Annotated in this window: 14 protein-coding genes; 11 read left to right on the top strand and 3 right to left on the bottom strand. The window is 39.8% G+C overall.

The window, feature by feature from the left end; translation table 11 throughout:
* Positions 1–3: 3 nt before the first annotated feature.
* From recN to lacD, 11 genes are all read left to right on the top strand, one after another.
* On the top strand, positions 4–1,671 hold the full coding sequence (gene recN, locus HT731_RS03995) for a DNA repair protein RecN (protein WP_125450988.1): 1,668 nt from the start codon (positions 4–6) through the stop codon (positions 1,669–1,671).
* 1 nt (position 1,672) lies between these two features.
* Positions 1,673–2,401 (top strand): metallophosphoesterase family protein, encoded by a 729-nt coding sequence (locus HT731_RS04000; protein WP_173277736.1) that lies wholly within the window; start codon positions 1,673–1,675, stop codon positions 2,399–2,401.
* 78 nt (positions 2,402–2,479) lie between these two features.
* A complete protein-coding gene (gene lepA, locus HT731_RS04005; protein WP_001047210.1) occupies positions 2,480–4,303 on the top strand; it encodes a translation elongation factor 4 in 1,824 nt (607 codons plus the stop codon).
* A 262-nt stretch (positions 4,304–4,565) separates the two neighbouring features.
* A complete protein-coding gene (locus HT731_RS04010) occupies positions 4,566–5,042 on the top strand; it encodes a PTS sugar transporter subunit IIA (protein ID WP_000521980.1) in 477 nt (158 codons plus the stop codon).
* 38 nt (positions 5,043–5,080) lie between these two features.
* Positions 5,081–5,386, top strand: coding sequence for a PTS sugar transporter subunit IIB (locus HT731_RS04015; RefSeq protein WP_000590547.1), 306 nt, complete (start codon positions 5,081–5,083; stop codon positions 5,384–5,386).
* 47 nt (positions 5,387–5,433) lie between these two features.
* Positions 5,434–6,909: a PTS galactitol transporter subunit IIC gene (locus HT731_RS04020; RefSeq protein WP_000382514.1), complete on the top strand. Its 1,476-nt coding sequence runs from the start codon at positions 5,434–5,436 to the stop codon at positions 6,907–6,909.
* Between the two features lie 101 nt (positions 6,910–7,010).
* Entirely contained in the window at positions 7,011–7,907 is an 897-nt protein-coding gene (locus HT731_RS04025) for an aldose 1-epimerase family protein (protein WP_173277738.1), read from the top strand.
* 285 nt (positions 7,908–8,192) lie between these two features.
* Positions 8,193–8,618, top strand: coding sequence for a galactose-6-phosphate isomerase subunit LacA (gene lacA / locus HT731_RS04030; protein WP_000029277.1), 426 nt, complete (start codon positions 8,193–8,195; stop codon positions 8,616–8,618).
* A gap of 148 nt (positions 8,619–8,766) precedes the next feature.
* On the top strand, positions 8,767–9,282 hold the full coding sequence (gene lacB, locus HT731_RS04035) for a galactose-6-phosphate isomerase subunit LacB (RefSeq protein ID WP_173277739.1): 516 nt from the start codon (positions 8,767–8,769) through the stop codon (positions 9,280–9,282).
* Positions 9,283–9,292: 10 nt separating this feature from the next.
* Positions 9,293–10,222, top strand: a complete 930-nt coding sequence (locus tag HT731_RS04040; RefSeq protein WP_173277741.1) for a tagatose-6-phosphate kinase — start codon at positions 9,293–9,295, stop codon at positions 10,220–10,222.
* A gap of 1 nt (position 10,223) precedes the next feature.
* Entirely contained in the window at positions 10,224–11,204 is a 981-nt protein-coding gene (lacD, locus tag HT731_RS04045; protein WP_173277743.1) for a tagatose-bisphosphate aldolase, read from the top strand.
* 124 nt (positions 11,205–11,328) lie between these two features.
* Here the strand turns inward: lacD and lacB (HT731_RS04050) are convergent, their stop codons facing one another.
* The 3 genes from lacB (HT731_RS04050) to HT731_RS04060 all read right to left on the bottom strand — a co-directional run bounded on the left by lacB (HT731_RS04050) (position 11,329) and on the right by HT731_RS04060 (position 12,916).
* Entirely contained in the window at positions 11,329–11,847 is a 519-nt protein-coding gene (gene lacB, locus HT731_RS04050) for a galactose-6-phosphate isomerase subunit LacB (protein ID WP_061759065.1), read from the bottom strand.
* A gap of 11 nt (positions 11,848–11,858) precedes the next feature.
* On the bottom strand, positions 11,859–12,287 hold the full coding sequence (lacA, locus tag HT731_RS04055) for a galactose-6-phosphate isomerase subunit LacA (protein WP_061759066.1): 429 nt from the start codon (positions 12,285–12,287) through the stop codon (positions 11,859–11,861).
* A gap of 152 nt (positions 12,288–12,439) precedes the next feature.
* The gene (locus HT731_RS04060; protein ID WP_050215895.1) at positions 12,440–12,916 is read right to left on the bottom strand and encodes an Rrf2 family transcriptional regulator; all 477 of its coding nucleotides are present in this window, start codon (positions 12,914–12,916) and stop codon (positions 12,440–12,442) included.
* Between the last annotated feature and the right edge of the window lie 19 nt (positions 12,917–12,935).

The following is a 12,935-nucleotide window of genomic DNA, read 5'->3' on the forward strand; positions in this document are numbered from 1 at the left end:
TATATGTTACTTGAAATTTCGATAAAAAACTTTGCCATTATTGAGGCTATTTCCCTCAATTTTGAAAAAGGGATGACTGTCCTGACTGGTGAAACGGGTGCAGGGAAGTCGATTATCATTGATGCCATGAATATGATGTTGGGAGCTCGTGCGACGATAGATGTTATTCGTCATGGTGCGCCAAAGGCAGAGATTGAGGGACTTTTCTCAGTTGAGAATAGTCGCCTTTTACAGGAAATTTTTGATGAGCAAGGTTTGGAAATGGGTGATGAAATTATCATCCGTCGGGAAATCTTGCAAAATGGTCGGAGTATCAGTCGTGTCAATGGCCAGATGGTCAATCTGTCTGTTTTGCGAGCTATTGGGCAACATCTGGTAGATATTCATGGTCAGCATGACCAAGAAGAGTTAATGCGCCCTCAACTTCATATTCAAATGTTGGATGAATTCGGTGACGTAGCTTTTTGGGACTTGAAAGAAACCTATAAAACGAGTTTTGATGCTTATCGAAAAATGCGCAAGCAGGTTCTGGAAGTCAAGAAAAACCAACAGGAACACAAGGCTCGTATTGAAATGTTGGAATTTCAAATGGCAGAGATTGAGGCAGCAAACTTGCAGGCTGGAGAAGATTTGGCTCTTAATCAAGAGCGTGATAAACTGCTCAACCATAAAAATATTGCGGATACACTGACCAATGCCTACAGCATGTTGGACAATGAAGATTTTTCAAGTCTGGCCAATGTTCGTTCAGCCATGAATGACATGGAAAGTGTCGAAGAGTACGATCCTGAATACCGTGAAATTTCGAGCTCTCTGTCTGAGACCTACTATGTCTTAGAAGACATTAGCAAACGTCTGGAAGCTATTATTGAGGACCTTGATTTTGACGGCAATCGTCTCATGCAGGTTGAGAATCGTTTGGACCTCCTTCATACTATTACCCGCAAGTATGGTAGGACTGTAGACGATGTCTTGCTTTACTTTGCTAAGATTACAGAAGAGTACAATCTCTTGACAGGCAATAATCTTTCTTCTGAGGACATGGAAGCAGAGCTCAAGAAATTGGAAGTCAATCTTGTTGATTTGGCAGGCCAGCTTGCATCTGCTCGTCATGACTTGGCTCAGCAGCTTGAAGCTGAGATTAAACAAGAACTGCAGGACCTCTATATGGAAAAAGCCCAGTTTCAGGTTCGTTTTAACAAGGGCAAATTCAGTCGTGAGGGAAATGAAACGGTCGAATTTTACATTTCAACCAACCCTGGTGAAGATTTTAAACCCTTGGTCAAGGTTGCATCTGGTGGGGAATTATCTCGTCTCATGCTAGCCATCAAGTCTGCCTTTTCTCGTAAAGAAGGCAAGACCAGCATAGTCTTTGATGAGGTGGATACAGGAGTTTCAGGCCGTGTAGCTCAGGCTATTGCACAGAAGATTCACAAGATTGGCCAGCATGGTCAGGTTCTGGCTATTTCCCATTTGCCACAAGTGATTGCGATTGCGGATTATCAATTCTTTATTGAGAAGATTAGTAATGACCATTCAACGGTTTCGACTGTTCGTCTCTTGACGGTTGAAGAGCGCGTGGAAGAAGTTGCCAAGATGTTGGCAGGTGACGATGTGACAGAAGCAGCCCTAACGCAAGCCAGAGAATTGTTGAGAAATAGGGAGAAATAAGATGACAGACTATTATGTAATTGGAGATGTTCACGGAAAAGCTGGGATGCTGGAAGACCTTCTCAAAACCTGGGATGGTCAGACCCAGTTGCTCTTTCTAGGGGATTTGATTGACCGTGGTGAGGATAGTCGCCGTGTTCTAGAAATGGTCAAGGACTTAGTGGACAATCAAGGGGCTATCTGTTTATCTGGAAACCACGAGTATATGTTTCTGACTTGGCTCGATGACCCAGAAGAAAGTTATGACCACTATCGTCGTAATGGTGGAGATACAACTATTAACTCTATCCTAGGTCGTCCCTTGGATGCCCCAGTTGATGGAGTAGAAGATGCCAAGCGTGTTGCCGCTGAAGCAGCAGATTTGGTCGAATTTATTCGTCAAATGCCTTTTGTGGTAGAGACAGACAAGTATATCTTTGTTCACGCAGGTATTGATTTGACCTTAGACGACTGGCATGAAACCACAGATTATAAAAAAGTCTGGCTTAGAAAACCATTCCACGAAGCCGAAAATCATACTGGGAAAACCATTGTCTTTGGTCACACACCAGTTTATGGCTTGTTACAGCAAGAACGCGGTACAGCTGAGCTTTGGGTGACAGAAGACGGTAAGATTGGAATGGATGGAGGAGCTGTTTATGGTGGTGTCCTTCATGGGATTGTCTTTACAGACCAAGGAATGACAGAACACCACTTTATCGAAAATGACGGCTTTGTTGCTGAAGATTAGTACTCCTGGCAGGGTATGGTCTTGTCAAAATATCAAAAACAATTTATAATAAATAGATACCCTGAAAGGAAGAGAATCATGAACTTAGAAGAATTGAAAAAACGACAGGAGAAGATCCGTAACTTCTCTATTATCGCCCATATTGACCACGGTAAATCAACTTTAGCAGACCGCATTTTGGAAAAAACAGAGACGGTTTCAAGCCGTGAAATGCAGGCCCAGCTTTTGGATAGTATGGATCTAGAACGGGAACGTGGAATTACCATTAAGTTGAATGCCATCGAGTTGAATTACACGGCAAAAGATGGGGAAACTTATATTTTCCACTTGATTGATACGCCGGGGCACGTGGACTTTACCTATGAAGTTTCACGTTCGCTAGCTGCCTGTGAGGGAGCGATTTTGGTGGTCGATGCTGCCCAAGGAATTGAGGCTCAAACCCTTGCCAATGTTTATCTGGCCTTGGACAATGATTTGGAAATCATGCCAGTTATTAACAAAATTGACCTGCCAGCAGCGGATCCAGAGCGTGTGCGTACAGAGATTGAAGATGTCATTGGTTTGGATGCCAGTGAAGCAGTATTGGCTTCTGCCAAGGCTGGTATAGGTATTGAAGAAATCCTCGAGCAAATCGTAGAAAAAGTACCAGCACCAACGGGTGATGTGACGGCACCACTTAAGGCCTTGATTTTCGACTCTGTTTACGATGCTTACCGTGGGGTTATTCTCCAAGTGCGTGTCATGGATGGAGTGGTTAAACCTGGCGATAAGATTCAACTTATGAGTAATGGTAAGACCTTTGATGTGACCGAAGTTGGTATTTTTACACCGAAAGCAGTTGGTCGTGATTTCCTTGCGACTGGGGACGTTGGTTATATTGCGGCTTCTATCAAGACGGTTCAGGACACTCGTGTGGGTGATACCGTTACCTTGGCAACCAATCCTGCGACAGAGCCATTACATGGTTACAAGCAGATGAATCCTATGGTCTTTGCGGGTCTCTATCCAATCGAGTCAAACAAGTACAATGACCTACGTGAAGCGCTTGAAAAATTGCAACTGAATGATGCTAGTCTTCAGTTTGAACCAGAAACATCTCAGGCCCTTGGATTTGGTTTCCGTTGTGGTTTCCTTGGGCTTCTTCATATGGATGTTATCCAAGAACGTTTGGAACGCGAGTTCAACATCGACCTCATTATGACAGCTCCATCCGTTATCTATAAGGTTAATTTGACCGACGGTGAGTCTATGGATGTGTCTAACCCGTCTGAGTTCCCAGACCCAACTAAGATTGCGACCATTGAAGAGCCTTATGTTAAAGCGCAAATCATGGTACCACAGGAGTTCGTCGGAGCAGTGATGGAGCTAGCTCAGCGCAAGCGTGGGGACTTTGTGACGATGGACTATATCGATGACAATCGTGTTAATGTTATCTATCAAATTCCACTGGCTGAAATCGTCTTTGATTTCTTTGATAAGCTCAAGTCTTCAACTCGTGGTTATGCAAGCTTTGACTATGAATTGTCAGAGTACCGCCCATCTAAGCTGGTGAAAATGGATATCCTTCTCAACGGAGACAAGGTGGATGCCCTCAGCTTTATCGTTCACAAGGACTTTGCCTATGAACGTGGGAAACTCATCGTTGATAAGCTCAAGAAAATCATCCCTCGTCAACAATTTGAGGTGCCAATCCAAGCAGCTATTGGACACAAGATTGTGGCTCGTACAGATATCAAGGCCCTTCGTAAGAACGTACTTGCTAAGTGTTACGGTGGTGACGTTTCTCGTAAGCGTAAACTTCTAGAAAAACAAAAAGCTGGTAAGAAACGTATGAAAGCTATAGGATCAGTAGAAGTCCCACAAGAAGCCTTCCTCAGCGTCTTGAGTATGGATGAAGAATAAGTTGTCATAATTATTTTTCCTTGTTTACAGGAAATTTATATAAGAATCAATAGTAAAGCAGACTAAAATGGTCTGCTTTTTTTCTATTCTGGAACATAAGAAATGTTTTGGATGTTTGTTTAATTGTTTGTTTTTACATAACAAACTATAAAAACAACAAAAATATAAAAAAAGAGACAAAAAAGAACAGAAAAATATTGACAACGGTTTCATATAGTGTTATACTTATAGCATAAAGTTAATGGAAAGAAGGGAAAACCTTATGGGATTAGATCATTTCTTTGACAAAAACCTTGTGTTTTGCTTAGAAGCGGATAATCAAGAACAACTCTTTGATCAGGTTGCAACTTTATTGGAAGAACGAGAAATCGTAACTCCAACCTATCGTGAAGCCTTGATCACGCGTGAAAAGTCATTTCCAACTGGTTTAGATATGGAATTTTTGGGTAAAGATTTGCCGAATGTGGCTATTCCTCATACAGATATTGTTCATAATCTAGCTGAAAAAGTTGTGGTGGTTCGATTAGAAAAACCAGTGACTTTCCACAATATGATTGCGCCAGATAAGGAAGTAGAAGTATCCTTACTCTTCTTTATCATTAATAACTCAAGTTCAAGTCAAACGAACATTCTTGCTCAGTTGATGGACTTCTTTACTGGAAATGGTCATCTTGAAGACCTATCAAAAATTTCAGAACCTGAAGCTCTCTATGCTTATATAGCTGAAGCAACAGCTTAATCTTGTCTATTAAAAATATTAAATCGGAGGAAATCCATATGATTAAAATTCTTGCTGCCTGCGGTGCAGGTGTTAACTCAAGCCACCAAATTAAAAGTGCTCTTGAAGAAGAACTTTCAAACCGCGGTTTTGATGTTCACTGTGATGCAGTAATGGTCAAAGACGTTAATGAAGACCTTATCAAAGGTTATGACATCTTCACACCAATTGCTGCTACAGATCTTGGTTTTGATCCAGGTATTCCAGTTATCGAAGCTGGACCAATCTTATTCCGTATCCCAGCTATGAGTGCTCCAGTATTTGACAATATTGAAGCAGCCATTAAAGAACACGGGTTAAGCTAATTAATAATTTGTTAACATTCATATAACATAAAAAGGGAGGAACTATTATGGATGTCATTATCGAACTAGCTAATAAGCTGTTCAAACCCATCTTGGACATGGGTGGACCAATCATCATGCTGATCATTTTGACAGTATTGGCTCTACTTTTTGGAGTGAAATTCTCCAAAGCGCTTGAAGGTGGTATCAAACTTGCCATCGCTCTTACTGGTATCGGGGCTATCATCGGAATGTTGAACGGTGCTTTCTCAGCATCACTTGCAAAATTCGTTGAAAACACTGGTATTCAATTGAACATCACCGACGTTGGTTGGGCGCCACTTGCCACAATCACTTGGGGATCTGCTTGGACACTTTACTTCTTGCTCATCATGTTGATTGTTAACGTAGTGATGCTTGCTATGAAGAAAACTGATACACTTGATGTTGATATCTTCGATATCTGGCACTTGTCTATCACAGGTCTTTTGATTAAATGGTATGCAGACAACAATGGCGTTAGCCAAGGAGTTTCACTCTTCATTGCGACTGCAGCAGTTGTTCTTGTTGGGGTTCTTAAAATTATCAACTCTGACTTGATGAAACCTACATTCGACGACCTTCTTAACGCACCAAGCTCATCACCAATGACTTCAACTCACATGAACTACATGATGAACCCAGTTATCATGGTTTTGGATAAGATTTTTGAAAAATTCTTCCCAGGTCTTGATAAATATGACTTTGATGCTGCTAAATTGAACAAGAAAATCGGTTTCTGGGGATCTAAATTCTTCATCGGTTTCATCCTTGGTATCGTTATCGGTTTGATGGGGACTCCGCATCCTGTTGAAGGACTTAAAGATGCTGCAAACTGGCAAGAAGTTATCAAAGGTTGGTTGTCTCTTGGTTTGACAGCCGGTGTAGCTTTGGAACTCTTCTCACTAATCGGTTCATGGTTCATTGCGGCCGTAGAACCACTTTCACAAGGTATTACCAACGTTGCTACTAAACGTTTGGAAGGACGTAAGTTTAATATCGGTCTTGACTGGCCATTCATCGCTGGTCGTGCTGAAATCTGGGCTTGTGCCAACGTACTTGCACCAATCATGTTGATTGAAGCTGTGCTTCTTTCAAAAGTCGGAAATGGTATCTTGCCACTTGCAGGTATCATCGCTATGGGTGTTACTCCAGCTCTCTTGGTTGTAACACGTGGTAAATTGCTCCGTATGATTATCTTCGGAACACTCTTGTTGCCACTCTTCCTTCTTTCAGGTACACTTATTGCACCATTTGCAACAGAACTTGCTAAAGGTGTAGGTGCCTTCCCAGAAGGTGTGAGCCAAACTCAATTGATTACTCACTCAACTCTTGAAGGACCAATCGAAAAACTTCTTGGTTGGACAATTGGTAACACTACAACAGGTGATATCAAAGCAATCCTTGGTGCTGTAGTCTTCCTTGTATTCTATATCGGTATCTTTGCTTGGTACAGAAAACAAATGATTAAACGTAACGAAGAGTACGCAGCGAAAGCAAAATAATACGCTCCTATAAAATGTAAATTGTTAAAGCTAGGTTGTTATTTTCCTGATAGGAGTGACAGCCTAGTTTTTTATAAACTATCAAGAAATCGGAGAAAATAATGGTAATTGAATTAAAATCAGAACAATTAAGAGTACAATTTAACAGTTTTGGTGGGGCTCTTTCTTCTATAAAAGATGCTGAGGGACTTGAGTATTTGTGGCAAGGGGATGCCACTTATTGGAGTGGACAAGCTCCTGTTCTCTTTCCCATTTGTGGTTCTTTGAGAGAGGATACAGCCCTCTATATAGATGAGAAGGGGCAAGAAAGCAAAGGAAACATTCCTCGTCATGGTTTGGTTCGTAAGAAAGAATTTGAATTAGTTGAACAGACAGACAAGAGTGTAACTTTTGCAATTGAAGACGATGAGAATAGCTATCAAAACTATCCTTATCATTTTCGCCTAGAAATTACTTATAGTCTTACTGGTAAAACAGTACGGACTCAATACAAGATTTTTAATAAAGAAACTAGCAAGGTCATGCCTTACTTTATTGGTGGACATCCAGGATTTAATTGTCCTCTACTGGATGATGAGGTCTATGAAGATTACTATTTAGAGTTTGAGAAAGAAGAGACTTGCTCTGTTCCACATCCTTTCCCAGAAACAGGTATGTTGGATTTCCAAGATAGAAGTCCATGGCTAGAGGGGCAAAAGGAATTAGATCTTAGTTATGATCTTTTCAGCACAGATGCAGTCACCTTAGATGAATTGCAATCTAGAACAATTGCCCTTCGTTCTCGTAAACATGATAAGGGATTAAAAGTGCACTTTGCAGAGTTTCCAAACCTCATCATCTGGTCAACTTTGAATAAAGGTCCTTTTATTGCTTTTGAACCATGGTCTGGCTTGTCAACATCTCTTGAAGAAGGAGATCGTCTAGAAGATAAGAAGAATGTTCGTCTCCTAGAACCTGGTCAAGTGGATCAAATTGGTTTTGACATCGAAATTTTTTAGTTAAAAAACATAAAAACAAACATTAACTGTTGACTTTTTCCGGAAATAGGAGTATATTATGTTTGTAAACAACAAATGATGTTTGTAACAAACAAATAATCACTTGTTATATTCTCTTTCGTGGAGAAGGATTATTTGCTAGGAAACTGATTTCCTAAACTTGAATAAGGTGTCATTCATCTCATTCAATCCAATTTGTCAATAAACTGCTAGAAAGCTTTTGTAGGTAAACTGCTAACTATAAAAGGTTTTACTAGCCTAGAAAAATAAAAAGGAGTATACAATATGTCTATTGTTATCGGTGCAGATGCTGCAGGTTTGAGATTGAAAGAAGTTGTGAAAGACTTCTTGGAAAAAGAAAATTTCCACGTTGTGGATGTTACAGCTGAAGGTCAAGACTTTGTTGATGTGACTCTTGCTGTTGCTGCAGAAGTAAACAAAGAAGAACAAAACCTTGGTATCGTGATTGATGCTTATGGTGCTGGTCCATTCATGGTTGCAACTAAAATCAAAGGAATGGTTGCTGCAGAAGTATCTGACGAACGTTCAGCTTATATGACTCGTGGACACAACAACTCACGTATGATCACTATGGGGGCACAACTTGTTGGTGATGAATTGGCTAAAAACATTGCTAAAGGATTTGTTAATGGTAAATACGATGGTGGACGTCACCAAATTAGGGTCGATATGTTGAACAAAATGTGCTAATACTCTTCAAAAATCAAGATAATCTGTTGTCAGCTCACTTTAGCTAACCTCAGTTATGCTTGCAGCTCGCTTCCTAAGCTAATCTTGATTTTTTTTGAGTAGGGATAAATGATATTAGATTTATATAATTAATCGGAGGGAATAACTAATGAGAATTGCAATTGGATGTGACCACATCGTAACAGATGAAAAAATGGCGGTTTCAGAATTTTTGAAATCAAAAGGATATGAAGTTATTGACTTTGGTACATATGACCATACACGTACTCACTACCCAATCTTTGGTAAAAAAGTAGGGGAAGCTGTAACTAGTGGTCAAGCTGATCTTGGAGTATGTATCTGTGGTACTGGTGTTGGTATCAACAACGCTGTAAATAAAGTCCCAGGTGTTCGTTCTGCCTTGGTTCGTGATATGACAACAGCCCTTTATGCTAAAGAAGAATTGAACGCTAACGTTATCGGTTTTGGTGGTAAGATTACTGGTGAATTGCTTATGTGTGATATCATCGAAGCTTTCATCCATGCTGAATACAAACCATCTGAAGAAAACAAGAAATTGATTGCGAAAATTGAACACCTTGAAAGTCACAATGCTCAACAAACAGACGCAAACTTCTTCACTGAATTCCTTGAAAAATGGGATCGCGGAGAATACCACGACTAAGAGGTGACCTATGATTTTAACAGTCACAATGAACCCATCCATTGATATTTCCTATCCTTTGGATGAGTTGAAGATTGATACTGTCAATCGTGTGGTGGATGTAACCAAAACTGCTGGTGGTAAAGGACTAAACGTTACTAGAGTACTTTCAGAATTTGGCGATTCAGTTCTTGCTACTGGTTTAGTTGGTGGCAAACTTGGTGAGTTTTTAGTTGAAAATATTGATGATAATGTTAAGAAAGATTTCTTTTCTATTCAGGGAGAAACTCGTAACTGTATCGCTATTCTTCACGGAGACAACCAAACAGAAGTTCTTGAAAAAGGTCCTGAAGTATTGGAACAGGAAGGTCAAGACTTTTTGGAACATTTCAAAAATCTCCTAGAGTCCGTTGAAGTAGTAGCTATCTCAGGTAGTCTGCCAGCTGGTCTTCCAGTTGATTACTATGCGAGCTTGGTAGAACTTGCTAATCAAGCTGGCAAGCCTGTAGTCTTAGACTGCTCTGGTGCAGCACTTCAGACGGTTCTTGAATCACCACATAAACCAACAGTTATCAAACCAAATAATGAGGAATTATCTCAGCTTCTTGGAAGAGAAGTTTCTGAGGATTTGGATGAATTAAAAGAAGTACTTCAAGAACCTTTGTTTGCAGGTATTGAATGGATTATCGTTTCACTTGGTGCTAATGGTGCCTTTGCCAAACATGGGGACACTTTTTACAAGGTAGATATTCCTAGAATCCAGGTAGTCAACCCTGTCGGATCTGGAGATTCTACTGTGGCAGGAATTTCTTCAGGACTACTTCATAAAGAATCGGATGCGGAACTACTCATCAAGGCTAATGTCCTTGGTATGCTCAATGCTCAAGAAAAAATGACTGGCCATGTCAACATGGCTAACTATCAAGCTCTATATGATCAATTAATAGTAAAAGAGGTATAAAATGGCTTTAACAGAACAAAAACGTGCACGCTTAGAAAAACTTTCTGATGAAAATGGAATCATCTCAGCTCTTGCTTTTGACCAACGTGGTGCTTTGAAACGCCTCATGGCTCAACACCAAACAGAAGAACCAACTGTGGCTCAAATGGAAGAACTGAAAGTCTTGGTTGCAGATGAATTGACTAAATACGCTTCATCTATGCTTCTTGACCCTGAGTATGGACTTCCAGCAACTAAAGCTCTTGATGAAAAAGCTGGTCTTCTCCTTGCTTATGAAAAAACAGGTTACGACACAACAAGCACAAAACGCTTACCAGACTGCTTGGATGTTTGGTCTGCAAAACGTATTAAAGAAGAAGGTGCAGATGCGGTTAAATTCTTGCTTTACTATGATGTAGATAGCTCAGACGAACTTAACCAAGAAAAACAAGCTTACATCGAACGTATCGGTTCTGAGTGTGTGGCTGAAGATATTCCATTCTTCCTTGAAATCCTTGCTTACGATGAAAAAATTGCTGATGCAGGTTCTGTAGAATACGCGAAAGTAAAACCACACAAAGTTATCGGTGCTATGAAAGTCTTCTCAGACCCACGCTTTAACATTGATGTCTTGAAAGTAGAAGTTCCTGTTAACATTAAATATGTTGAAGGCTTCGCTGAAGGTGAAGTAGTTTATACACGTGAAGAAGCAGCAGTCTTCTTCAAAGCTCAAGATGAAGCAACTAACTTGCCATACATTTACTTGAGTGCTGGTGTATCAGCTAAACTTTTCCAAGATACTCTTGTATTTGCTCATGAATCAGGTGCAAACTTTAACGGAGTTCTTTGTGGCCGTGCAACATGGGCTGGATCAGTTGAAGCTTACATCAAAGATGGTGAAGCAGCAGCTCGTGAATGGCTTCGCACAACTGGATTTGAAAACATTGACGAACTCAACAAAGTTCTTCAAACAACAGCGACTTCATGGAAAGAACGCGTGTAGCACTCAAATTGCGAAAAAAACTTCAGTCTAGGGATAGAAATATCTCTAGACTTTTTTTGATGTCAAAATAACCTTGAGTTAGCTATTCTCAAGGTTAGAAAAAATATAGAAGTTGGAATACAAGTTAATCGTGATATTCCCCACGATCCCACTTGGCATTCTCTTCATCGAAGATATGATCATTGGCAGCTACATCTGGGCTCACTTCAGATAGTTTATCAATTTTCGCAATCAATTCCTCTTTTTCAGGATTTGGTTTGTACTTGGTATTGATAAATTCATCTACGATGTTGTTAATGAAATTGATACCTAGGATTGCACCACCGAAAGCAACAATATTAGCATTGAGATTTTCACGAGCGGAACGAGCAGTCGCAACATCTCCGACAAGTACAACTCGAGTTCCAGGAACTTTATCAGCAGATACAGCAATTCCAACACCTGTACCGCAAAGGGCAACTCCAAAGTCAGCCCGTCCATTGACGACCTCCTCTGCAATTAAGCGACCATAAATAGGATAGTGAGTACGGACGAAATCATAAGTACCAACATCAATGATTTCATGGCCTTGTTCTTTTAGGTGTTTTGAAATCTTCATCTTCACATCTGTTACAATGTGATCACAACCGAGAGCAATTTTCATGGGAATACCTCCTAGCAGAGCTTGTTCAGCATATCAATGCGAACTTGGTGACGACCAGAATCATAGTTGTGCTCAAGAAAGGCTTTGACTATTTCAACTGCTAAAATATCACCTGTAATTCCAGAACCAATTGTAATGATTGGAGTAGAATTGTGTCGAATAGTCATCATGGCAGAGTGTTCATCGTAAACAGCGGCGCAGATAATACCTTTAAACTTATTAGCAGGCATAAAAGAATGTCCAAACTTGTCAAAAAGAATAGCACGAGCTTGCTTATATTTTCTAAACTCTGTAATAGCATTGATAGTAGAATCAACGAAATCCGCAGAACCTTGTGTAGAGTTGAGGTCAATTACTTCATAACCAGAATGAAGCAGATAGTGTTTGACGGTTTCTTTCAGTTGGAAACCATCTTGGTCAGTAGCTAAAATAACTTTCATAAGAACCTTCTTTCTTTAGCTATCCAAAAGCATGCAATGAAATACCATTGTTGACGATATAGAAGATATATTATATCTTCAAATATAGTATAGTCCTTGTAAAATTATTTGTCAAGGATTTATAAAAACTAGTTGAAGAATTTTTTCTTCAGCTAGTTTTCGCATTTATTGATCCAATTTCTGATATCGGTTAAATCATAGTTAATCTCAGATTGATGGGCTACCTGACTGAGTGTAATAGAAGTCAGGGTTGCAACTAAAGTGTTTTCAATAATATCAAGAGAGCTGGTTACGACGCATCTTTTAGCCTTTTTACTTTCCTTGTTGCCTAAGAATTTTTTTAGAAGATTTTGACTTTCAAAGATTCGATTTTTTCCTTCTATAGCTACAAATACATCGTAAAAGGTGATTTGGCTGAGGGGTTTAGAAAGAGCAACGCCTCCATTTTTCCCTCTAACGGATTTAACCAATCCTTCGTTGTCTAATAGTTTTATAATTTTTTTCAAATAAGAATCTGAAACTTCTAGCCGTTCACTCAAGGAAATTGTATTGATATATTTTCCTTCAGGGAGCTGATCTAACATGAGTAAGACATAGACTGACTGTTCCCAACCTGATGACAATCGCATGTTTGTACCTCCATATAAA

It is taken from the genome of Streptococcus sp. k-163 (assembly GCF_013277555.1).
Classification (GTDB): Bacteria; Bacillota; Bacilli; order Lactobacillales; family Streptococcaceae; genus Streptococcus.

Coding starts and splice junctions, on each gene's coding strand:
- recN (WP_125450988.1), top strand. CDS start 4: ATGTTACTTGAAATTTCGATAAAAAACTTTGCCATTATTGAGGCTATT.
- HT731_RS04000 (WP_173277736.1), top strand. CDS start 1,673: ATGACAGACTATTATGTAATTGGAGATGTTCACGGAAAAGCTGGGATG.
- lepA (WP_001047210.1), top strand. CDS start 2,480: ATGAACTTAGAAGAATTGAAAAAACGACAGGAGAAGATCCGTAACTTC.
- HT731_RS04020 (WP_000382514.1), top strand. CDS start 5,434: ATGGATGTCATTATCGAACTAGCTAATAAGCTGTTCAAACCCATCTTG.
- HT731_RS04010 (WP_000521980.1), top strand. CDS start 4,566: ATGGGATTAGATCATTTCTTTGACAAAAACCTTGTGTTTTGCTTAGAA.
- HT731_RS04015 (WP_000590547.1), top strand. CDS start 5,081: ATGATTAAAATTCTTGCTGCCTGCGGTGCAGGTGTTAACTCAAGCCAC.
- lacB (WP_173277739.1), top strand. CDS start 8,767: ATGAGAATTGCAATTGGATGTGACCACATCGTAACAGATGAAAAAATG.
- HT731_RS04060 (WP_050215895.1), bottom strand. CDS start 12,916: ATGCGATTGTCATCAGGTTGGGAACAGTCAGTCTATGTCTTACTCATG.
- lacA (WP_000029277.1), top strand. CDS start 8,193: ATGTCTATTGTTATCGGTGCAGATGCTGCAGGTTTGAGATTGAAAGAA.
- lacD (WP_173277743.1), top strand. CDS start 10,224: ATGGCTTTAACAGAACAAAAACGTGCACGCTTAGAAAAACTTTCTGAT.
- HT731_RS04040 (WP_173277741.1), top strand. CDS start 9,293: ATGATTTTAACAGTCACAATGAACCCATCCATTGATATTTCCTATCCT.
- lacB (WP_061759065.1), bottom strand. CDS start 11,847: ATGAAAATTGCTCTCGGTTGTGATCACATTGTAACAGATGTGAAGATG.
- HT731_RS04025 (WP_173277738.1), top strand. CDS start 7,011: ATGGTAATTGAATTAAAATCAGAACAATTAAGAGTACAATTTAACAGT.
- lacA (WP_061759066.1), bottom strand. CDS start 12,287: ATGAAAGTTATTTTAGCTACTGACCAAGATGGTTTCCAACTGAAAGAA.